This window comes from Pseudomonas rossensis (assembly GCF_039888995.1).
GTDB lineage: Bacteria > Pseudomonadota > Gammaproteobacteria > Pseudomonadales > Pseudomonadaceae > Aquipseudomonas > Aquipseudomonas rossensis.
In genome coordinates this window covers 50303-72502 of sequence record NZ_JBBWCB010000002.1, presented here as the reverse complement: position 1 = coordinate 72502, position 22200 = coordinate 50303, and the positions used below count along the sequence as shown (strand labels likewise).

General features: G+C 59.7%; 16 protein-coding genes. 4 read left to right on the top strand and 12 right to left on the bottom strand.

The genetic code is table 11. The features are described from left to right. Window positions 1–13: 13 nt before the first annotated feature. From hutU to hutC, 3 genes are all read right to left on the bottom strand, one after another. Window positions 14–1702 (bottom strand): urocanate hydratase, encoded by a 1689-nt coding sequence (hutU, locus tag WLY71_RS01155; protein WP_347802173.1) that lies wholly within the window; start codon window positions 1700–1702, stop codon window positions 14–16. Window positions 1703–2152: 450 nt separating this feature from the next. Next, window positions 2153–2722: a HutD/Ves family protein gene (locus WLY71_RS01150; protein ID WP_347802172.1), complete on the bottom strand. Its 570-nt coding sequence runs from the start codon at window positions 2720–2722 to the stop codon at window positions 2153–2155. 10 nt (window positions 2723–2732) lie between these two features. Then, window positions 2733–3443: a histidine utilization transcriptional repressor HutC gene (gene hutC / locus WLY71_RS01145; protein WP_177326944.1), complete on the bottom strand. Its 711-nt coding sequence runs from the start codon at window positions 3441–3443 to the stop codon at window positions 2733–2735. A 146-nt stretch (window positions 3444–3589) separates the two neighbouring features. Here hutC and WLY71_RS01140 point away from each other — a divergent pair, with 146 nt between their 5' ends. Then, window positions 3590–4954 (top strand): formimidoylglutamate deiminase, encoded by a 1365-nt coding sequence (locus tag WLY71_RS01140; protein ID WP_347802171.1) that lies wholly within the window; start codon window positions 3590–3592, stop codon window positions 4952–4954. 93 nt (window positions 4955–5047) lie between these two features. Here WLY71_RS01140 and WLY71_RS01135 read toward each other — a convergent pair whose 3' ends face one another. Together WLY71_RS01135 and WLY71_RS01130 are read right to left on the bottom strand one after the other, a co-directional pair. Further along, entirely contained in the window at window positions 5048–5617 is a 570-nt protein-coding gene (locus tag WLY71_RS01135) for a lipocalin family protein (RefSeq protein ID WP_347802170.1), read from the bottom strand. A gap of 31 nt (window positions 5618–5648) precedes the next feature. After that, on the bottom strand, window positions 5649–5903 hold the full coding sequence (locus WLY71_RS01130) for a lipoprotein (protein WP_046052167.1): 255 nt from the start codon (window positions 5901–5903) through the stop codon (window positions 5649–5651). A 30-nt stretch (window positions 5904–5933) separates the two neighbouring features. Between WLY71_RS01130 and WLY71_RS01125 the strand changes: the two genes are divergently transcribed. Continuing rightward, window positions 5934–6143, top strand: coding sequence for a hypothetical protein (locus tag WLY71_RS01125; RefSeq protein ID WP_347802169.1), 210 nt, complete (start codon window positions 5934–5936; stop codon window positions 6141–6143). A gap of 40 nt (window positions 6144–6183) precedes the next feature. Beyond that, window positions 6184–8076, top strand: coding sequence for a methyl-accepting chemotaxis protein (locus WLY71_RS01120; RefSeq protein WP_347802168.1), 1893 nt, complete (start codon window positions 6184–6186; stop codon window positions 8074–8076). Window positions 8077–8211: 135 nt separating this feature from the next. Here the strand turns inward: WLY71_RS01120 and WLY71_RS01115 are convergent, their stop codons facing one another. From WLY71_RS01115 to WLY71_RS01095, 5 genes are all read right to left on the bottom strand, one after another. After that, a complete protein-coding gene (locus WLY71_RS01115; protein WP_347802167.1) occupies window positions 8212–8814 on the bottom strand; it encodes a DUF924 family protein in 603 nt (200 codons plus the stop codon). A gap of 3 nt (window positions 8815–8817) precedes the next feature. Then, window positions 8818–9828: a class 1 fructose-bisphosphatase gene (locus tag WLY71_RS01110; RefSeq protein WP_347802166.1), complete on the bottom strand. Its 1011-nt coding sequence runs from the start codon at window positions 9826–9828 to the stop codon at window positions 8818–8820. Between the two features lie 238 nt (window positions 9829–10066). Then, a complete protein-coding gene (locus WLY71_RS01105) occupies window positions 10067–11440 on the bottom strand; it encodes a DUF3999 domain-containing protein (protein WP_347802165.1) in 1374 nt (457 codons plus the stop codon). Continuing rightward, a complete protein-coding gene (locus WLY71_RS01100; RefSeq protein WP_347802164.1) occupies window positions 11437–15024 on the bottom strand; it encodes a DUF2339 domain-containing protein in 3588 nt (1195 codons plus the stop codon). Before WLY71_RS01100 ends, WLY71_RS01105 begins: the two co-directional genes overlap by 4 nt. Window positions 15025–15208: 184 nt before the next feature. Next, a complete protein-coding gene (locus tag WLY71_RS01095; RefSeq protein WP_347802163.1) occupies window positions 15209–17659 on the bottom strand; it encodes a glycogen/starch/alpha-glucan phosphorylase in 2451 nt (816 codons plus the stop codon). Between the two features lie 254 nt (window positions 17660–17913). Between WLY71_RS01095 and WLY71_RS01090 the strand changes: the two genes are divergently transcribed. Continuing rightward, on the top strand, window positions 17914–18357 hold the full coding sequence (locus WLY71_RS01090) for a YkgJ family cysteine cluster protein (protein ID WP_008149447.1): 444 nt from the start codon (window positions 17914–17916) through the stop codon (window positions 18355–18357). A 216-nt stretch (window positions 18358–18573) separates the two neighbouring features. On the opposite strand, the gene typA is transcribed toward WLY71_RS01090, so the two are convergent. Both typA and thiI read right to left on the bottom strand, forming a co-directional pair. Further along, window positions 18574–20394, bottom strand: coding sequence for a translational GTPase TypA (gene typA / locus WLY71_RS01085; RefSeq protein ID WP_033055293.1), 1821 nt, complete (start codon window positions 20392–20394; stop codon window positions 18574–18576). Window positions 20395–20533: 139 nt separating this feature from the next. Further along, entirely contained in the window at window positions 20534–21988 is a 1455-nt protein-coding gene (gene thiI, locus WLY71_RS01080) for a tRNA uracil 4-sulfurtransferase ThiI (RefSeq protein WP_347802162.1), read from the bottom strand. Between the last annotated feature and the right edge of the window lie 212 nt (window positions 21989–22200).

The window sequence follows — 22200 nt, the reverse complement described above, 5'->3', positions numbered from 1 at the left end:
ACAGGGTTTTGCGTTACTTGCCGGTAATCATCGGCAGGTTCAGCCCTTGTTCCTTGGCGCAGTCGATCGCGATCTGGTAACCCGCATCGGCGTGACGCATGACACCGGTAGCCGGGTCGTTGTGCAGGACGCGAGCGATACGCTCGGCCGCTTCGTCAGTACCGTCGCAGACAATCACCATGCCCGAGTGCTGGGAGAAGCCCATGCCGACGCCGCCGCCGTGGTGCAGGGAAACCCAGGTCGCGCCGCTCGCGGTGTTGAGCAGAGCGTTGAGCAGTGGCCAATCGGACACGGCATCGGAACCGTCCTGCATCGACTCGGTTTCGCGGTTCGGGCTGGCTACCGAACCGGAGTCCAGGTGGTCGCGCCCGATCACGATTGGCGCGGACAATTCACCGCTGCGAACCATTTCGTTGAACGCCAGACCGAGCTTGGCGCGCAGGCCCAGACCCACCCAGCAGATACGTGCCGGCAGACCCTGAAAGCTGATGCGCTCGCGCGCCATGTCCAGCCAGTTGTGCAGGTGCGCGTCGTCCGGGATCAGTTCTTTGACCTTGGCGTCGGTTTTGTAGATGTCTTGCGGATCGCCCGACAGTGCAGCCCAACGGAACGGGCCGATGCCGCGGCAGAACAGCGGACGGATGTAAGCCGGTACGAAACCCGGGAAGTCGAATGCGTTCTCGACGCCCTCTTCTTGGGCCATCTGACGGATGTTGTTGCCGTAGTCGAAGGTCGGAATGCCCATCTTCTGGAATTCGAGCATCGCTTTAACGTGCACGGCCATGGATTGCTTGGCGGCTTTGACCACGGCAGCAGGCTCGGTCTTGGCGCGAGCGCGGTACTCTTCCCAGGTCCAGCCGGCTGGCAGGTAACCATTGAGCGGGTCGTGGGCGCTGGTCTGGTCGGTGACCATGTCCGGGCGCACGCCGCGCTTGACCAGTTCCGGCAGGATTTCAGCTGCGTTGCCGAGCAGGGCGATGGAAATCGCTTTGCCTTCCTTGGTGTATTTGTCGATGCGGGCCAGCGCGTCGTCGAGGTCGGTGGCTTGCTCATCGACGTAACGGCTGTTCAAACGGAAATCGATACTGACTTGTTGGCATTCGATGTTCAGCGAGCAAGCGCCGGCCAGGGTCGCGGCCAGAGGCTGAGCGCCGCCCATGCCACCGAGGCCTGCGGTCAGGACCCAACGACCTTTCAGGTCATCGTTGTAGTGTTGGCGACCGGCTTCGACGAAAGTTTCGTAGGTGCCCTGGACGATGCCCTGACTGCCGATGTAGATCCAGCTGCCGGCGGTCATCTGGCCGTACATGGCCAGGCCTTTGGCGTCGAGTTCGTTGAAGTGTTCCCAGCTCGCCCAGTGTGGCACCAGATTGGAGTTGGCGATCAGTACGCGGGGGGCGTTGCTGTGGGTCTTGAACACGCCGACCGGCTTGCCGGATTGCACCAGCAGGGTCTCGTCGTCATTCAGGTTGGTCAGGCTTTCGACGATCTTGTCGTAGCATTCCCAGTTACGCGCCGCACGACCGATACCACCGTAAACCACCAGTTCTTTAGGGTTCTCGGCGACTTCCGGGTCGAGGTTGTTCATCAACATGCGCAGCGGCGCTTCAGTCAGCCAGCTCTTGGCGGTCAGCTTGTTACCGCGAGCGGCACGAATTTCAACGTCACGAAACTTTGTAGGTTTCTGGGTATTGTCAGTCACGAAAAAGACTCCTCAGCGATCAATCCAAACCAACCCTGGCGGTGGGTAAGCCAGCCTGTGCGCGTCAAAGCGCCACAAGCGAATCAGTGGACGTTGCGAGGAGTCTCGATCGACTCATACGCATACGTCTTTACTTGTACATACAAGCATATGCAATCAAGCGGCCAACTTGCTGGATGAGTGTTCAAGAAAAGTTTTTTGAACGCTGGAAGGCCCTTGGATCAAGGGTTTAGACGAAGATGAAATTTTTCGCGGGGGATTTTGCGGAGGGAGGCAGCTGTTACTTGAGTGTGATTTTGCGCCACGCTGGGGCGTTCGGTAACAAAGTGGTGCGCGTTGGGGAACGGATTTATGGCGACGAAAAGCATCGCGGGCAAGCCCGCTCCCACAGGATCTTCACTGGACCTGTGGGAGCGGGCTTGCCCGCGATAGTGTCGCTTGAGTTCTGGATCAGCGCGCAGTCAGCTCAATCACGCAGCATGGGCCATTGCTGGAGACTTCCAGCAGGCCGGTGTTACCGTCGAGTTGCAGGCAATCATGGCGACCGAGTTGTGAGGCACTGTTTCCGACCTTCACTTCAAGCTCGTCGGTGACACTGAACACGAGCACGGTACCCGCAGAGCTGAAAAACCGCTGCTCGCCGTCCAGCCACTGCAATCGCGCGCTATAACGCTGCGGTGCATAAATCAGGTTGAAGTCGCGGATCGGCCCACCGAGCAATGTGCAGGAGACCTGGCTCTCGCCGCTGAAAGCAAATGGGTCCAGCGGTAACAATGGCCGAGTGTCCTGACCATCAACCCGCAAGGTCATGCCGTCGCCTTGCAATACGGTGATCACCCGCTCATAGCCGGCGAACGTCGAGAAACCGCCCGACTCGCCGATATCGGCAATCGACAGGCGCCAGCCGAAACCTTCAAGGCCGGCACCTCCATCACGGGTGATTTCTTCAGTGCTGCCGCCGCCGTTTTTCCACGGCATGCGCGGGTAATCTATTGCGCGTAGAACCTTGAACTGACTCATTTATGGCTCTCTATTTATGGAACCGTCCTTCCAGACGATGACGGGAACCTGGGTGGATCAAACGGGCGGCGGTCACCGGTTGACGGCCGGACCAGGTGCGGCGGCGAATCAGCAGGCACGGCTCGCCCTTTTCAATCTGCAGCAACTTGCACTCGCTGGCTTCGGCCAGAATCGCCTCGACCACATGCTCGCCTTCGGTCAGCGGCGCGACCTGGTTCAGATAGGCGTATGGCGTTTGCAGGGTGAAGTCCTGCTTGAGGTAGTCCGGCGCCACGAGTGCGTTGACGAAACGGTCTTCGATTTGCACCGGGATGTCATTTTCGAAATGCACGATCAGCGAGTGAAAGACTTTCTGGCCTTCACGCATGTCCAGCGCCAGCGCCCGCTCGGAACCGGCGGCCTCTTCTTCGAGGGTGATGACCTTGCAGGTGTGGCGATGGCCACGGGAGGCGATTTCGTCGGCGATGTTGTGTACTTCAAACAGCGCGGACTGACTTTTCGGTTCGGCGACAAAAGTCCCGACACCCTGCATGCGCACCAGCAGACCGTCGGCGGTCATCTCGCGCAGGGCGCGGTTGATGGTCATGCGGCTGAAACCCAGTTGGTTGACCAGCTCGCTTTCCGACGGAACGCGGTAGTGCGGCGGCCAGTTTCCACTGTCGATTTGCTGGGTGATCATCTGTTTGACGCGGGCGTACAAGGGCGCCGGACTGTCGCCCATGTGTGCGGCCAACGGAGAGACTGCAGGCGGAGTCGGCACGGTTAATCCTTGGTCGTTTGGTTGAAGTTGCTAGCTTGCCGGAGTTTACCGAGCAGGCAAACGTCTGTATATGTATATGCAAATAACACACGATGGGGTGCTGAACCATGTCCGCCTTCTTTGCCGAACGCGCGCTGCTGCCTAGTGGATGGGCCAACAATGTACGTCTTGAGGTCAGCGCCGATGGCGTGTTGACCCATATCCAGGCCGATTCCAACGCAGATGGCGCCGAACGGCTGAGCGGTCCGCTGCTGCCGGGTATGCCGAATCTACACTCCCACGCCTTCCAGCGGGCCATGGCCGGGCTGGCGGAAGTGGCGGGTAATCCGAATGACAGTTTCTGGACCTGGCGCGATTTGATGTATCGCCTAGTCGGAAAAATCAGCCCGGATCAACTCGGCGTCATCGCCCGTCAGCTGTACATCGAAATGCTCAAGGCCGGTTACACCTCGGTCGCGGAATTTCATTATGTACACCACGACACCAACGGCCAGCCTTACGCGGACCCGGCCGAACTGGCGCTACGTATCAGCCAGGCCGCCAGTTCCGCCGGGATCGGCCTGACCCTGCTGCCGGTGCTCTACAGCCATTCCGGTTTCGGCGGCCAGACCCCGAACGAAGGCCAGCGCCGCTTTATCAATAGCACCGAAAACTACCTCCAGCTTCAATCGCGCTTGCAGCCGATCCTGGCGCAGCAACCGGCGCAGTCGCTGGGTTTGTGTTTCCACTCGTTGCGCGCGGTAACACCGCAGCAGATCAGCGAAGTGCTGGCGGCCAGCGACCAGCAGTGCCCGGTGCACATTCACATTGCCGAGCAGCAGAAAGAAGTCGATGACTGCCTGAGCTGGAGCGGCCGCCGTCCGCTGCAATGGCTGTACGAAAACACCGAGGTCGATCAGCGCTGGTGCCTGGTTCACGCCACCCACGCCAACCCGGAAGAAGTCACGCTGATGGCCAAGAGTCGCGCTATCGCCGGCTTATGCCTGACCACCGAAGCCAACCTCGGCGACGGGATCTTCCCGGCGGTGGATTTCCTCGCTCAGGGCGGGCGCATGGGCATCGGTTCCGACAGCCATGTGTCATTGAGCGTGGTGGAAGAATTGCGTTGGCTGGAATACGGCCAGCGTCTGCGCGACCAACGCCGTAATCGTTTGTATGGTGCGGATCAGCCGATGGTTGGCCGCACACTGTACGACGCCGCGCTGGATGGCGGGGCACAGGCGCTAGGTCAGCCGATTGGTGCATTGGAAGTCGGCAAACGTGCGGACTGGCTGGTGCTCGACGGCAACGATCCGTACCTGGCCACGGCCAGTGGTGACGGGATTCTCAATCGTTGGTTGTTTGCCGGTGGCGATCGTCAGGTGCGGGATGTACTGGTCAATGGCCAGTGGGTTGTGCGTGATGGGCGTCATGCGGACGAAGAAGAGAGTAACCGCGCGTTCACCCAAGTCCTGCGCGACTTGCTCGGTTAAAAGCAAAAGATCGCAGCCTTCGGCAGCTCCTACAGAATCACTCGATCCCTGTAGGAGCTGCCGCAGGCTGCGATCTTTTTTTCAGCCGCACCGTTAGTTAGAGGTCTTGGCCATTTGCGTATCTGTCGCGCGCCAGATCAACCGGGTAGTGTCGTAACCCTGCTGACGTGCCTTGCTCAGCAGCTCTTCACGCACTACGCCATTGACCGTGGGGGTCCGTGACAGCAGCCATAGATACTTGCGGCCCGGATCGCCAACAATGGCGGTCTTGTAGTCATCGCTGACGTACAACACCCAGTACTCTCCCTTCGCCACACCCGGAATCAGCCGCGAAAACCAGGTATCGAACTCGACCCACAGCTTGTCGGTTTTGCCCGGCTCCTGTGGCCAGGCCACGCCTTTGGCCTCTTCCCATTGCCAGTCTGCCGTCAGGCAGCGGTTCAGCACCAACACCTTGCCGTCAGGCTTGAGTGTGTAATGGGCTTCGGATTGCGCGCAGTTGCGCTGGAAATACATCGGCAGACGGGCCAACTCGTACCAGGTCCCTTGGTACTTCTTGAGATTGACGCTGTTGTCAGTTTTCGGTGCCAACGGATCTACGCCAGACGTGGCGCAGCCGGCCAATACCAGGCCGGCTAAAAGGACTATCAGTAACCGCTTCATTGTTTTTCTCCCGTGGGCGCATAGCCCCGGATTACTTCAGGCCTTGGCCGGAAAACATCAGCACTTTGTCACCGGCGTACTGCACGCTGATAAAGCTGTTTTTGTCGCCCCAGGTACAGCTGGACATGCCGAGCGCGCCCGAGCAATCGGCGGGTTTGCCCAGCAAGGTTTCTACTTCGGCCTTGGGCATGCCTGACGACAGCTTCGAGTAGTTTTCCTGATTAACCTTGCTGCACGCGGCCAACAACACGCAGAACGAAAGCAGGGCAATAGAACGCAGCGACATGGTGTAGCTCCTGGGGCGAAGGGGAATGGCATGGCTGCCAAGCTGAAGCTTAGAAGAGAAAACCCCTGTCTGGTTCCGTGGCTGGCCGGCTATTTGTGGGCCGCTCGTCTGTCTTTCGTGAAATATCAGGAACTTTCATTTGCTGTTGAGTGTTTCGTTAGTTTTCGCAAAACCCGCCTAATCTTTGCCGCCGCTCAGTCGACATATAAGCAGCGCAAGCCCACGACTGTGGCAAATTGACGCCCCTTTGTTGACCAGCCTCTTCGCGGTAGTACATTTAATGACCAGAAACATGAAGTTCAGCCACAAGATCTTGTTGGCTGCTGCCCTCGTGGTGGCCGTTGCATTCGCTTGTTTCATCCTCTTCAACGACTACCGCCAGCGGCAAACTCTGCGCAGCAGTACCGAATCCTCGATGCAGGAACTCGGCAGCCTGACTACCAGCAACATCCAGACCTGGCTGGAAAGCCGCATGCAGTTGCTGCAATCGCTGTCCCAGCAGATCGCCGTGGACGGCAGCGCCCAGGCCAACCTCAAGCGCGCCATCGACCTGCCCGCCTACACCAGTAATTTCCAGTTGAGCTACTTCGGTGGCACCGACGGCGTGATGTTCTCGGTCCCGGCCGGCAATCGTGCCGCGGATTACGACCCCCGCGCCCGTGGCTGGTACAAGGCGGCCAACAACGCGCAAACGACCATCGTCACCGAACCTTATATCGCCGCGTCGTCGGGCAAACTGGTGATCACCGTCGCCACGCCGGTGAAACATCAGAATCAAATGATCGGCGTCGCCGGCGCAGACATCGACCTGTCCAGCGTCAGCGCGATCATCAACTCGCTGAACTTCGGCGGCCACGGCCATGCGTTCATCGTCAGCGCCGACGGCAAGATCCTGATTCACCCGGACAGCAAACTGGTGCTCAAGAGCCTGACGGACGCCTACCCGAACGGCGCGCCAAAAGTCAGCCCGGGCATGAAAGAAGTCGAACTCGACGGCAAGACCCAATTCATCTCCTTTACCCACGTCAATGGTGTGCCCTCGGCAGACTGGTACGTGGCGCTGGTGTTGGATCAGGACACCGCGTTCTCGATGCTCAGCGAATTCCGCACCTCGGCGATCATCGCCATGGTCATTGCCGTGGTGATCATCATCGCGTTGCTGGGCATGCTGATCAGCTTCCTGATGCAGCCGCTGCTGACCATGGGCCGCGCCATGCATGACATCGCCGAAGGCGAAGGTGACCTGACCAAACGCCTGACCATTCACGGCCAGGACGAATTCGGCGCGCTGGGCACCTCGTTCAACCGTTTCGTGGAGCGTATTCACACGTCGATCCGCGAGGTGTCCTCGGCCACTGGCCTGGTCAATGAAGTCGCGCTGCGTGTGGTTGCCGCGTCGAACTCGTCGATGTTCAACTCCGACCAGCAAGCCTCGCGCACCAGCAGCGTCGCCGCCGCCATCAACGAGCTGGGCGCCGCCGCCCAGGAAATCGCCCAGAACGCCGCCCTCGCCTCTCAGCATTCGAGCGATGCTCGCGCATTGGCCGAAGACGGCCAGCAAGTCGTCGATAAAACCATCGCGGCGATGCAGCAGCTCTCGGCGAAGATCAGCGATTCGTGCGGCAACATCGAAACGCTCAACAGCAACACCGTGAACATCGGGCAGATTCTGGAAGTGATCACCAGCATCTCCCAGCAGACCAACTTGCTGGCACTCAACGCAGCCATCGAAGCGGCCCGTGCCGGTGAAGCCGGTCGCGGTTTTGCCGTGGTAGCGGACGAGGTGCGTAACCTCGCGCACCGTACTCAGGATTCGGCGCAGCAAGTGCAGAAGATGATCGAGGAACTGCAAGTCGGCGCCCGGGAAGCCGTGATCACCATGACCGACAGCCAGCGCCAGAGCGAAAGCAGCGTCGGCATCGCCAACCAGGCTGGCGAACGTCTGGGCAGCGTGACTCAGCGTATCGGTGAGATCGACGGGATGAACCAGTCGGTGGCCACTGCGACAGAAGAGCAAACAGCTGTGGTGGAGTCGATCAACGTCGACATTACCGAGATCAACACGCTGAACCAGGAAGGGGTGGAGAACTTGCAGGCGACGTTGCGTGCGTGCTCAGACCTTGAGCAGCAGGCGGCGCGGTTGAAGCAGTTGGTCGGAAGCTTCCGGATCTAAGGCGTTCTCTGCGGCCTCATCGCGAGCAAGCTCGCTCCCACAGGGGATTTTCATTGGACACAAATTATGTGTACGACATAGAACCCATGTGGGAGCGAGCTTGCTCGCGATGACGGCCTAAGCCGCAACGAAGAGTTAGAACCGAGACCCAGGCCCGCTCAGAAACTCAATTTCCTCAGCCGTAGATTCCCGCCCCAACACCGCATTCCTATGCGGAAACCGCCCAAACCACGCAATTACTTTCTGATGCCGCTCGGCATAATCCAGGTTATCGGCAAACACCGCCCGATCAGCCTCAGGCTGCTGCGCCACCAGCTCGATAAACCGCGAAACCGCTTCGTTCTGCACCGCCAGATTCTCGCAATGCTCAAACACCAGGTAAATGAACACCCGCTGGATCGGCCGCAACTGCCGATCGAAATCCGCAGCAATGCCTTGCGCCACCAGTGCCTGAGCCCTGAGATCGCCTGAAAAGGATTTGGGAGTGTCGCGAAAGATCATTCGCGGGAGTTGATCGAGCAGCAGCACCAGAGCCAGCCAACCTTCGGGGCGTTGCGCCCACTCGGTCAATCCGCCGGCCAGTGCCTGCTCGACAAAGTCCCCGAAACGCGTGCGCGCTTCGAGGTCCTGGCTGTCGCGCTTGCCGAACCATAACTTGCCCTTGTCAGCCGCTATTTCGTTGGGGGATTCGAGCGTTCCGAACCACCATTCGAGCAACGGCTGCCAGGGCGCGGTCATGGTTTATTCCTTGTGGTAAGCCGTGACGCGTTCGACTTCTTCTTTCGAACCGAGGAACACGGCGACACGCTGGTGCAAGCCGTCAGGCTTGATGTCGAGGATGCGCTGATGGCCATCGGTGGAAGCGCCGCCAGCCTGTTCAACCAGGAACGACATTGGGTTGGCTTCGTACATCAGACGCAGCTTGCCCGGCTTGGACGGCTCGCGACTGTCGCGTGGGTACATGAACAGACCACCACGGGTCAGGATGCGGTGCACGTCCGCGACCATCGCGGCGACCCAACGCATGTTGTAGTTCTTTTTCAGCGGGCCTTCTTCGCCAGCCAGCAATTCGCCGACGTAGCGTTGTACCGGAGCTTCCCAGTGACGCTGATTGGACGAGTTGATCGCGAATTCCTGAGTGGACTCCGGAATCTTGATGTCTTCATGGGTCAGCACGAAGCTGCCCATTTCGCGGTCCAGAGTGAAGCCTTTTACGCCGTCGCCCAAGGTCAGTACCAGCATGGTCTGAGGGCCGTAGATGGCATAACCGGCGGCTACCTGCTCGGTGCCTGGCTGCAGGAAGGCCTTTTCGTTCAAGGCTTCGTTCTGGCTCAGGTATTCGCTCGGGCAACGCAGCACCGAGAAGATAGTACCGACCGGTGCGTTGATATCGATGTTCGACGAGCCGTCCAGTGGGTCGAACACCAGCAAGTACGCGCCTTTCGGGTATTTGCCCGGGATCTGGTAGGCATTGTCCATTTCTTCGGACGCCATGCCGGCCAGGTGACCGCCCCATTCGTTGGCTTCGAGCAGAATCTCGTTGGAGATCACGTCGAGTTTCTTCTGCACTTCGCCTTGGACGTTTTCGGTGCCCATGCTGCCCAGGACACCACCGAGGGCGCCTTTGGACACGGCGTGGCTGATTTCCTTGCAGGCGCGCGCCACCACTTCGATCAGGAAACGCAGATCGGCAGGGGTGTTGTTGCTACGGGTCTGCTCAATCAAATAGCGACTCAGGGTAACGCGGGACATGGAAGGCTCCGGTGGAATGGGGGGCTAAAAACCCGCGCAGTTTAACGCGAGTCGGGGCGCATTTCCTCCTATCAGACGTGTTACACCCAATAGAGTTCATGCGCCCGGTTGAGCGTAGTTCGAAACCGACATTTTTACCGACCTGGAAACCGCTATCGCGAGCAAGCTCGCTCCCACAGAGAAACGCGGACCCTGTGGGAGCGAGCTTGCTCGCGATTGGGGTGCGCAGCACCCGCCTTCAGGGTTTGACTGGTGGTTTGCGCAACAGACTGAACGCCATCGCGGCCAGAAACAAAACACTGAGCAGCAACACCGCCCACAACCCGAATTTCTTCCAGTTTGTGTCCATCGTCGCAGCCGTTGTCACTGTCGACGCTGGCGTGGCCACCGCCCCGCCCTCCACCGTAGCCTTGCCCAACGTCGCCAACTTTGCAGCACTGTAATCCGGAATCAACGTCGACAGCGGCAGGTTCGCCGCCTTCACCGTGGCACTTCCCAGTGCGAGCGTATAAGGCCCCGCTCCGCGCGCCAGGAACACCAATTGAATGGAGCGCACGGCGAATCGCACTGTCGGTGCCTCTGCCCCCAAGCCGCCGCCGCGCTCGTCCACCGTCAGCTTCAACTGCTGCACGGTTTGCCCCGACAGCTGCAATTCGTTCTGCACCACGTCCTGGCCACTCTGGGTCAGGCGATAGAGCAAACCGCTGCTCAGCGCCTGCCACGGCAGGCTGCTTTCCCGACGACCGGACAAGGTCACGGGCGCCAAACTGTTGGGCTGACTCAACTCGACCTGCAAGCGCTCGACATTCAGCCCCATGGGTAATTGCCAGGTGTATTCACCGGCCTTTACGCTGCTGCCAGCCAGCGGTTGCGACCAGACAAGCGGTAGCGGCAGGCTGCGGGTCTTGGCGCTTTGCAGTTGCGCCGAGGTCAACGTCGGTGCCGATTGCGGCGTGCTCCATAGCAAGCGCAGATAACGGGCCGACTGACCCGGCAAGGCGACTTCATGTTGTTCGACCCGCTCGTCGGCAAACGTCAGGCGCGCCACCTGCCCTTCGCCCCACGACTGCCAATGCTGCAAGTCGTCACTGGCTTCGATGGTGAAACGCTGGAAGCCGTCGCGTTCGCTGGTCCAGTCGAGGATCAACTGCTGCAACGGTGCTTTGATGCTGCTGGCGTCGAGCAACCAACCACGCAGCATTTCTTCACCCGCCTCCAGCTGACTGGACGGCTGCACTTCGACCAGCGTGCCGTTGGCGCTCGATTGCACCCGCACGCTCGGTGCGTGCTCAGTGGAGTCCGCCGAGTTGTACAGCGGGAACCACTTCACGTCGGTCAGGGTACGGTTGTCGCTGGTCTGCGCCGGCGCGCGCGCCAAGGCATACGCCTGAGCCTCACCGGCGGCATTGAACACGCGCACATCGCTGAGATCGGTTTGCCGCGCATTCAATTGCACGCTCAACGGCAATTCGAGGCGATACCACGGACCTTCGCCGCTGACCGACAACGGCACCTGCGTGGCGAAGTCCGCCAATTTTTCCTGAGCACTGGCCGACAGCGCCACACCCAGCGCAACAGCGCCCAACCAGACACGGTTCAGCTTCTGACTCAAGACGACACTCCTTCGGTTTGCGGGGCCGGTTTTTCAGCCTCCGGCACAGCATCAAAGCGCTTGGGCGGCAACGGGGCGAAATAGCCCACCACCAACAGCAACACGCCAACGCCGATAAACGAGACGATCCGGGCGAGTCCGCCGCGGTTACTCAATTCGACAAAGAACAGTTTGGCCACCACCACACCGATCAGCGCCGCACCGATCAGCCAGACTTCGCGGCGATGACGCAGATGGCCGCCGATCATCAGACTCAGGGCCATCAAGGTCCAGACGATGGACAGACCGGCCTGCACCCGCATGGATTCGAGCAACGCCTCCAGCTCGAACGGCACACCGCCCCAATGGTGGGTAGTGCGCATCACCAGGGCCGTGAAGAACACAAACAGCGAGGCGCCAGCGATCAGTTGCGTGGCGTGATCCAAGTAGTCCTTGCGAATCGCCAGTGGCGTCACGGCGCTGCGGGACCACACGTAAACGCCGAACAGCGCAAACAGCAGCCCCAACTCCAGCGGATTGATCAGCGGCACGTAAGGCAACGGCTCGGCGGTGCCGTCGCTGACGACGTTCGCCAGCCAGAACCAGCCGAGCATCAGCAACGCCAGCGGTGCCGCCGCGTACACACGGTACTCGCGCGAATAAGCCGACACCGACCATGGCCAGGCCCGGGGTGCCGCCATCAGCACCAGATACAGGCTCGGCAAAATCGCCCAACCCAACCAGCGCCAGGCGTTGTACTGCTCGGACAACAGCAACAGGCCGTAACGCAGCTCCAGGGCCAACACACCGATCAATAGCCAGCAGCCGAGCACATGGGCCGCGCTCAGGGCACGCTCCGGCAACATCGGCGCCAAACGCCGCAGGGAGATGAAGTGCACAACGAACACGGCCGCCCAAACCAGCCAACCGACGTTGGCCGCCGGGTGATAACGCGAGTGCCACGCAGCCAACAACACCAAACCGGTAGCAGGCATCAGCAAAGTGCAGAGCAAGGCCAGCGACGACCATTTCAGGCGCAGCGCCAATACCGTCCACAGCGCCACGCTCAGCGCCGCAACGGCCAGCAACAAGGTCGCTTGCAGATTCAACGGTGCGAATCGCAGCACTTCACTGATCCACGCCAGCGCCCACCACCCCGCGCCCCACACCAGCAGCACTTCGGACAAACGCTGCAAGCTCAGCACATCGAAGGCCGAAGCATGATTGCCGAGCTGCAAGCGCCAGGCGCCAATCATCGCAGCCAAACCCAACACCAGCGGTGTCCAGAAACCGCTATGAGCCAGAGGCTTCAATCCTTCGCTCGCAAGTGGTCCTAGCAAATCAGGCCCGGCCATCAGGAACGCCGCGCCGCCGATGACCTGCAACAGCAAACCGAAGACAAAACTCACGCGCTGCTTCAGATACAGACTCAGCCAGATAATGAACAGACCGCTGGCCGCCCATACGGCACTCGCCGCTTGCCAAGGCAAGACGAACAGCACCGCCAGATTGATCAACACCAGACCGGCGAGCAACACCACCGACAAGCCGCGCAGCAAGCGCACGTCGCTTCGGACCATCTCATCGCGCGCCGCCAGCAACATCCCGGCGATCAGCGCCAGGCCGATCAACGATGCGCTCAGCAGACCGCTCCAACCCGCGTTGAACACAGCGGCGGACTCACCGCTCGAACCTTGCAGCCGCAGCAGGAACAACGCACCGCCGAGCAACTGCACGGCAAACGCGGTGAACAGGAACGTGCGCGATTGCAGACGCAAGCCAACGAACAACGTCGCCAACCCCGCCAGCGCCCAACTGATCGCCGTGCCGTGAGTGAAGAAGAACAACGGCGCCAGCAGATAGAGGAAGGTCAGACCGAGGCAGGCCAATACGGGCAGCCCTTTGCGTTCCCATTCCGACGCTTGTTCGGGCAAGGCTTTGCGCATTTGATAGAAGCTGAACAACAACGCCACGCCGAGCATCAACGCGCCGAGCGGCGCACCGTCGAGCAAGCTGCTTTCACCGATCCGCAGCTCACTGATAAACGCCAGCGCCGAGCCCAGTTGCAGCAGCAAGGCAAAGGCTCGGGCCAGCGGTCGTTGCTGACGCAGGCCAAGCCAGAAGATGCCGGCGCCTTCGACGGCCCAGGCAGCAGCAGTCCAGCGCGCATCGAGCCCCAACGGAATCGCGAGGCTGGCGAAGATCACCCCCAGCGCCAGACAGGTTTCCGCCAGCAGCAACGCTCGTCCGCCCATCAACAACCGCGCCAGGCCCATGTAAATCATGCCCAACGCCAACGCGCTGAAGGCTGCGGCGAACTCCAAGTGCTGGACCAACGCGAACTGCAAGCCGAAGCCCACCAACGGAGGACCGAACAGCATTGTGCCGTCGACGTAATCGCCCTTGCGCGCCGACCAGTGCAGCAGCGCCTCACGGCTGCCGTCCTCGGGTGCGTCGCTCATTTCCAGCAATTTGCGCCGGGCGAACAGCAGACCAATGGCCAGGTACATCAGGAAAAACACAATCAGGAACGGCTCAGTGCTCCATAACAGTTCCGGGGTATAGGAACGCAGGCCCCAGGCGAAACCGATGCCGAAGGTGCCGACGAAGCCGATCAAGTTAAGCAGCCGCCAGGCCTTGAACCAGGCGATGGCGAGGATGCCGGCGTTGAGCAAGGCGAAGTAGCTGAACAGCGCGACATGGTTGCCGGCACCGGTGGAGGTCAGGATCGGCGCCGCGAAACCACCGAGTGCCGCAGCGGCAGCCAGACCCAAGGCATCCTGGGTGATGGCGAGGATCGCCGAGAACACCGTCACCGCGACCAGCAGGCCTAACGCCGCCGTGGGATCAAGCAGCGGATGCAGGCGCATCGCGGCAAACACGGTCAGGTACAACACCGCGATCCCGGTACCCTGCAACATCAACGCGTAATGGCTGTTGCGTGCTCTAAGCCACCAACCCAGCCCCAGAAGACCCAATGCCGCCGCCGCAACACCGGCGTAACGCAACTCGATCGGCACCACCATGCCTTCGGTGGCGTAACGCAGCAGGAAGGCCAGGCCGAGAAACAACAGCACCACACCGACCCGCAGCACCGTGTTGCCGCCGAACAGCCAGTTGCGTGCGCCGCTGATGGCGCGGTCGATGAAGTTCGGGCCACGTGGGATGGCGGGTTGTTGCGGCTCGCGGGCGAGCGGTTCGGGTTTCCAGGCATCGACGGGCACTGGACGGCTGCTTTCGGCGGCGGCCGCGGTAATCGGTTCCAGTTCGGGAGGGAGTTCCCAGATCAGCTCCGGGGCTTCGACAGGGATTTCGTCGAGAATGAATTCAGGAGATGCAGCAGCTTCGCTGGCAATCGGCTCGCTGATTTCCGACGCCTTGACGCCTGATACCTCCAGCAACGCCAACCGTTGCTCGACCGCATTCAGCGCCACCTGCGCCTGTTCAAGCAGCCGGCTCTGCTCGTCAGCTTGTGACCCCAAGCGGCCGATGCGAATGGCCTGGGCAATGCACAACCCGAGCAGCGCGCCCAGCAGCGCATCGCTGAACGACTCATCGAGTACCCAGCCCAGCACCAGCCCAATCAGCATGAACATCCATTGCATGGTCGAATCCCTAAGCGCAGAGGCCAATCGAAGAAGATTAGCGCAGCCCGTACAGCAAAGATCGCAGCCTTCGGCAGCTCCTACACCGACCGCGTTCACCCAATGTTAGGTGAACGCTGACGGTAGGAGCTGCCGAAGGCTGCGATCTTTTCCGGGGCGTCAGTATATCGACCCGAACGAAGGCTTACTCCAAAGCTTTCCAGATATCCGTGGCGTACTCACGAATGGTCCGGTCGGACGAGAACCAGCCCATCCGGGAGGTGCTTAGCACCGCCGAACGCCACCATTCCTTCGAATCGTGCCAATGGGCTTCAACCCGCATCTGCGCGTCCCAGTAAGAGTCGAAATCGGCGCAGACCAGGAAGCGATCGTAGTCGATCAGCGAATCGATCAATCCTGTGTAACGGGAAGGATCATCCGGCGAGAACACCCCGCCGCGTATCGCTTGCAGCACGTCATTGAGCCGATGGGATGCGGCAATATCCGGCGTCGCGTTGAACTCATGGTTCTGCTTGCGCGCTTCAACCTGCTGAGCGCTGAGGCCGAAGATGAACATGTGTTCGACGCCAATACGTTCGCACATTTCGACGTTGGCCCCGTCCATGGTGCCGATGGTCAGCGCGCCGTTCAGGCCGAACTTCATGTTGCTGGTGCCCGAGGCTTCGAAGCCTGCGGTGGAGATCTGCTCCGACAAATCCGCTGCCGGGATGATGCTTTCCGCCAGACTGACGTTGTAGTTGGGCAAGAACACCACTTTCAGCAAACCGCGCACGGTCGGGTCGTTGTTCACCACCCGGGCGATGTCGTTGGTCAGCTTGATGATCAGCTTGGCCTGGTGATAACTGGCCGCCGCCTTGCCGGCGAAGATCTTCACCCGCGGCACCCAATCGATTTCCGGCTCGGCGCGAATGGCCTGGTACAGCGCAACGGTGTGCAACAGGTTAAGCAACTGACGTTTGTATTCGTGGATCCGTTTGACCTGCACGTCGAACATCGCCGCCGGGTTGACCGCAACGCCAAGTCGCTCGTGAATGATGTACGCCAGGGCTTTTTTGTTGTGCAGCCGCTGTTCGGCGAACGCTTTGCGGAACGCGGTTTTCTCGGCGAACGGCTCCAGATCAAGCAAGCGCTCTTCGGGGTTATCCAGCAGTTCCGGGCCGAGGGCATCGACCATCATCGAGGTCAGTTGGGGGTTGGACTGGTAGAGCCAGCGCCGGAAAGTAATGCCGTTGGTTTTGTTATTGATCCGCTCCGGATAGAGCTTGTGCAGTTCGGAGAACACCGTCTCGCGCATCAGTTGCGTGTGCAAGCCGGACACGCCGTTGACGCTGTGGGAGCCAAGGAACGCGAGGTTGCCCATGCGTACACGACGGCCGTTGTCTTCCTCGATCAGCGACACCGCGCGCAGCACTTCAAAGTCGTGAATACCTTTGGCGCGCAGCGAATCGATGTGTTGGGCGTTGATCAAGTAAATGATCTGCATGTGCCGCGGCAACATCCGCTCCATCAAACCCACCGGCCAGGTTTCCAGCGCTTCCGGCAGCAGCGTGTGGTTGGTGTAGGACAGCGTGTCGACGGTGACCTGCCATGCCGCATCCCACGCGACGTCATAGACATCGACCAGTTGCCGCATCAGTTCGGCAACGGCAATCGAAGGGTGGGTGTCGTTGAGCTGGATCGCTGCATGATCGCCCAGGGTCAGGACCGAGGTATGCATGTTGCGATGACGACGCAGCAAGTCCTGCAAGGACGCGGCGACGAAGAAATACTCCTGTCGCAGGCGCAGTTCCTGGCCCGCTTCGGTGCTGTCCGCCGGGTAGAGCACCCGGGAAATACTTTCGGCCCGGGCGACTTCTGCCACGGCGCCCAAGTGGTCGCCGGCGTTGAAGCGTTCGAGGTGCAAATCTTCCATGGCCCGGGCGCGCCACAGGCGCAGCGTGTTGACGCTCGCTCCGCGCCAGCCGACAACCGGCGTGTCATACGCAATCGCGCGAACGGTTTCCGCCGGGGTCCAGACTTGCTTGGACTTGCCCGCTTCGTCGGTGACGGTTTCGACACTGCCGCCGAAACCGATCGGGTAAACGACCTCTGGTCGCTCGAACTCCCAAGGGTTACCGAAATCCAGCCAGTGTTCGGTCTGTTCCTGTTGCCAGCCGTCGACGATGGCCTGCCGGAACAAGCCGTGTTCGTAACGAATGCCGTAACCGTGGCCGGCGATTCCGAGGGTCGACATGCTTTCCATGAAGCACGCGGCCAGACGACCGAGGCCGCCGTTGCCCAGCGCTGCGTCGGGTTCCAGCAGGCGGATGCGTTCAAGGTCGACGCCGAGCTCAGTCAGGGCCTCGCGGGCAACGTCCAACAGGCCAAGGTTGCTCAGGCTGTCGTAGAGCAGACGGCCGATCAGAAATTCGAGGGAGAGGTAATAAACCCGCTTTTGACCTTTGCGGTAGATCTGCCGGGTGTGATCCATCCAGTGCTCGACCATGTGATCGCGCGCCGCCAGGGCAATGGCTTCGAACCAGTCGTGGTCGAAGGCGTGATCCGGGTCTTTGCCCACCGCGTAGGTGAGTTTGGTCAAGACGGCGTCGCGGAATGCGGCCACCTCTGCTTCGCGAACAAGTGGTTCTTGAGTCATCGATAGGACCTCGAGCGAGCGTGGAGTTGTTGAGCCTAGACGGTCTGACAGGCCGTTGGAACTCTGGTTCGGCAGATTTTCCCGTTAGTGTGAGATAGATCGACATTACCTTGTCGCGCACCGGAAAGAATGCAGGGGCCGTGCCGGGTTACAGGTGTTATTGGGCGGAATACGAAAAAATCTGGCGAAAGGTTGTTCAAAAATCCACCAGTCCCGGTATGATCGCGCGCCCTGATGCACGCTGGTAACAACCGATGATGAAGTCCAACCTGATCGCCGCCGCGGAGATCGATCGCCTCGATACCTGGGCCAAGTACTCCGCCCCGATGTGTGGTTCGTGCGTTTCCAGCTGCTGCACCCTGCCGGTCGAGGTCAAGATCAAGGATCTGATCCGTATCGGCATCGTCGATGAATTCGAGCGCGGCGAGCCGCCGAAGAACATCGCCAAGCGTTTGCAGAAGGAAGGGATCGTCGAGCGTTACAACCAGAAGTCCGAGATCTTCACCCTTCAGCGCATGAGCAACAACGATTGCCTGTACCTGGATCGTAAGAGCCGTCTGTGCACTATTTATGAAAAGCGCCCGGATACTTGCCGCAACCACCCGAAAATCGGGCCGCGGCCGGGGTATTGCGCGTATAAGCCGAAAGAAGTGGCGCGCGAGACCAGCGAGAGCCGTCGGACCCTCGAGAAGTTCTGATGCGGAATCTCGCTGCCTGAACCGGCCTCATCGCGAGCAAGCTCGCTCCCACAGGGTTCAGTGCTGACCACAGATTTTGTGAACACCACCATTCACTGTGGGAGCGAGCTTGCTCGCGATGAGGCCAGCACAAACACCGCACAAATTCCGGACATACAAAAACGCCCCCGACCTTGCGGTCGGGGGCGTTTTTTTAGCTGTTAACTAAGTCGAGACTCAGTTACCGGCTTTCTTGGCAGCGCGGGTACGCTCGCTTTCGCCCAGGATCTTCTTACGAAGACGGATGGACTTAGGAGTGACTTCGCACAGTTCGTCTTCTTGCACGAACTCAAGAGCTTGTTCCAGGGTGAAACGGATAGGCGGAACCAGAGCGATGGTTTCGTCTTTACCCGAAGCACGCATGTTGTCGAGCTTCTTGCCTTTGGTTGGGTTAACGCCCAGGTCGTTGTCGCGGCTGTTGATGCCGACGATTTGACCTTCGTACACGTCTTCACCGTGACCCAGGAACAGTTTGCCGCGAGCTTGCAGGGTTTCCAGCGAGTAAGTCAGAGCCTTACCGGTAGCAACCGAAACCAGCACGCCGTTCTGACGGCCGGACATGTCGCCGGACTTCATCACGTCGTAACGGTCGAAGATCGAGGTCAGGATGCCTGCACCGGAGGTCAGGGTCAGGAACTCGTTACGGAAACCGATCAAGCCACGAGCCGGGATGTTGTACTCAAGGCGCACACGGCCCTTGCCATCCGGAACCATGTTGGTCAGGTCGCCCTTACGGATACCGATCTGTTCCATGATCGAACCTTGCGATTCTTCTGGCAGGTCGATGGTCACGTTTTCGTACGGTTCGTGCTTGACGCCGTCAACCATGCGGATGATCACTTCCGGACGACCAACACCCATTTCGAAGCCTTCGCGACGCATGGTTTCGATCAGTACCGAGAGGTGCAACTCACCACGGCCGGAGACTTTGAACTTGTCGGCGGTGTCGCCTTCTTCAACGCGCAGAGCAACGTTGTAGAGCAGTTCTTTGTCCAGACGTTCCTTGATGTTACGGCTGGTGACGAACTTGCCTTCACGACCGCAGAACGGCGAGTCGTTAACCTGGAAGGTCATGGAAACGGTTGGTTCGTCAACGGTCAGCGGCTTCATCGCTTCGACGTTCAGTGGGTCGCACAGAGTGTCGGAGATGAACAGCTGGTCGAAGCCGCTGATGCAGACGATGTCGCCGGCAGCTGCTTCGTCAACGTCGATACGGTGCAGACCGTGGTGACCCATCAGCTTCAGGATACGACCGTTACGGCGCTTGCCGTCGGCGTCGATAGCCACAACTTGAGTGTTCGGCTTGACGCGACCACGGGCGATACGGCCAACGCCGATAACACCCAGGAAGCTGTTGTAGTCCAGTGCCGAGATTTGCATCTGGAACGGACCGTCACGGTCAACTTTTGGAGCCGGTACGTGGTCAATGATCGCCTGGTACAGCGGGGTCATGTCTTCAGCCATGTCGGTGTGTTCCAGACCGGCAATGCCGTTCAGGGCCGAGGCGTAGACGACTTTGAAGTCCAGCTGTTCTTCGGTAGCACCGAGGTTGTCGAACAGGTCGAAGATCTGGTCCAGAACCCAGTCCGGACGCGCGCCTGGACGGTCAACCTTGTTGATGACCACGATTGGACGCAGGCCGGCTTCGAAAGCCTTCTTGGTCACGAAACGGGTTTGCGGCATAGGGCCGTCTTGAGCGTCAACCAGCAGCAGAACGGAGTCAACCATCGACATTACGCGTTCAACTTCGCCGCCGAAGTCGGCGTGGCCCGGGGTGTCCACGATGTTGATGTGGTGGCCGTTCCAGTTGATGGCGGTGTTTTTCGCCAGAATGGTAATACCGCGTTCTTTCTCCTGGTCGTTGGAGTCCATCACGCGCTCGTCGTTGAGCTCGTTGCGCTCCAGGGTGCCGGATTGACGCAAGAGTTTGTCTACCAGGGTGGTCTTACCATGGTCAACGTGAGCAATGATGGCGATGTTGCGTAGATTTTCGATCACTTGTGTATCTCGATCAGAGGATTCGGTGTGCTGACAAGTCTTGGCAGCGATTAACAGTAGAGTCCGGCAAAGCCGTTACAGCTTGACGGCGGCGTCGGGGGGCCGGTGACGCAGGCCACAGGCAAACAGCCCCGGGCACTTAGCTCGGTCGATAAACGCGCACATTGGCATGCCCCTCACTGAGCAAATGGTGGGCATGCAGGCGACTCATCACGCCTTTGTCGCAATACAGCAGGTACTGGCGAGTAGGGTCCAGTTCCTTGAAACGAGCGTTCAATGCATAAAACGGCATCGTTTGTACCTCAATGCCAACGAGTCCCAGCGGGTCGTCTTCAGCGGCATCCGGATGACGGATGTCGATGACGATCTGACCAGCCAGCGCTTCGCTGACTTCTTCGATCTGCAAATCCTGGCCCAATTCATCGATCACGCGATCGATCGGCACCAGTTTGGCGTTCTCGAGCGCACGCTCAAGTACTGCCATGTCGAACTGTTGTTCTTCGTACTCCACGCGTGGACGCTTGGCGTGGGTCTTGGGGTTCACCGAGATGACCCCGCAATATTCCGGCATGTGCTTGGCGAAGTCGGCAGTACCGATTTCGTTGGCCAGGTCGATGATGTCCTGCTTGTGACTGGCGATCAGCGGACGCAAGACCAGCTTGTCGGTCACGCAGTCGATCACGGACAGGTTCGGCAGCGTCTGGCTCGACACCTGGGAAATCGCTTCGCCGGTGACCAGCGCATCGATGTCCAGCCGATCGGCAATACGGGAAGCAGCGCGCAACATCATACGCTTCAAAACTACGCCCATATGACTGTTATCGACTTTACCGAGAATTTCTCCCAGTACTTCCTCGAACGGCACACTCACAAATAACACGCGTTGGGAGCTGCCGTACTTCTTCCAGATGAAGTGCGCGACTTCCATAACGCCCAGTTCATGGGCTCGTCCGCCCAGATTGAAGAAGCAGAAATGGCTCATCAGCCCTCGCCGCATGATCTGGTAAGCAGCAACGGTGGAATCGAAGCCGCCGGACATCAGCACAAGCGTCTGTTCCAGGGCACCCAGCGGATAACCGCCGATGCTGTTGTGCTGGCTGTGGATCACGAACAACCGTTTGTCGCGAATTTCGATGCGAACTTCGATTTCCGGGTCTTTCAGCGAGATTCCGGCGGCGCCGCACTGACGACGCAATTGGCTGCCGACGTATTTCTCGACGTCCATCGAACTGAATTCATGCTTGCCGGCACGCTTGCAGCGCACCGAAAAAATCTTCCCGGCCAACGCATCACCAAAGTGCTGCTTGCACTTGGCGACGATGTCGTCGAAGTCACCCAACGGGTATTCGTCGACCTGCAGGAAATGTGCGATGCCCGGCATGCAGCTCAGGCGCTCGGTCATCTCCTTCAGGGCTTTGGGCTCGCTGACCCGGGTTTCCAGCTCGAGATTGTCCCACACACCGTTCACCACCACAGCCGGGTCCAGGTCGCGGAGCACAGTACGGATGTTTTTGGCCAACTGGCGGATGAAACGCATCCGTACCGGGCGGCTCTTGATGGTGATCTCGGGGAAGACTTTTACGATTAGTTTCATGAAAACAGCGCGCGCTGGGCCAGCCGAAAAAGGGGGGCGCGGATTATAGCGGAAATTGCTCAAGGTTTAACCAGTTAATGTGCAGAAGGTTTTGCGCGCACCAAAACAGGTCATTTGTTGAATTTAACGCTACATTGTAGGGCGAGATTTTCCGCTTACAGATGCTTTGTGCCTTTATAAGCGTGAAATTGGCGCAAAAAACCCATGGTGGG

Bases quoted from the DNA above. Each gene is read 5' to 3' on its own strand.
- WLY71_RS01150 (WP_347802172.1), bottom strand. From the start codon at position 2,722: ATGAGTCAGTTCAAGGTTCTACGCGCAATAGATTACCCGCGCATGCCG.
- hutC (WP_177326944.1), bottom strand. From the start codon at position 3,443: ATGGGCGACAGTCCGGCGCCCTTGTACGCCCGCGTCAAACAGATGATC.
- WLY71_RS01140 (WP_347802171.1), top strand. From the start codon at position 3,590: ATGTCCGCCTTCTTTGCCGAACGCGCGCTGCTGCCTAGTGGATGGGCC.
- WLY71_RS01135 (WP_347802170.1), bottom strand. From the start codon at position 5,617: ATGAAGCGGTTACTGATAGTCCTTTTAGCCGGCCTGGTATTGGCCGGC.
- WLY71_RS01130 (WP_046052167.1), bottom strand. From the start codon at position 5,903: ATGTCGCTGCGTTCTATTGCCCTGCTTTCGTTCTGCGTGTTGTTGGCC.
- WLY71_RS01125 (WP_347802169.1), top strand. From the start codon at position 5,934: ATGGCTGCCAAGCTGAAGCTTAGAAGAGAAAACCCCTGTCTGGTTCCG.
- WLY71_RS01120 (WP_347802168.1), top strand. From the start codon at position 6,184: ATGACCAGAAACATGAAGTTCAGCCACAAGATCTTGTTGGCTGCTGCC.
- WLY71_RS01115 (WP_347802167.1), bottom strand. From the start codon at position 8,814: ATGACCGCGCCCTGGCAGCCGTTGCTCGAATGGTGGTTCGGAACGCTC.
- WLY71_RS01110 (WP_347802166.1), bottom strand. From the start codon at position 9,828: ATGTCCCGCGTTACCCTGAGTCGCTATTTGATTGAGCAGACCCGTAGC.
- WLY71_RS01100 (WP_347802164.1), bottom strand. From the start codon at position 15,024: ATGCAATGGATGTTCATGCTGATTGGGCTGGTGCTGGGCTGGGTACTC.
- WLY71_RS01095 (WP_347802163.1), bottom strand. From the start codon at position 17,659: ATGACTCAAGAACCACTTGTTCGCGAAGCAGAGGTGGCCGCATTCCGC.
- WLY71_RS01090 (WP_008149447.1), top strand. From the start codon at position 17,914: ATGATGAAGTCCAACCTGATCGCCGCCGCGGAGATCGATCGCCTCGAT.
- thiI (WP_347802162.1), bottom strand. From the start codon at position 21,988: ATGAAACTAATCGTAAAAGTCTTCCCCGAGATCACCATCAAGAGCCGC.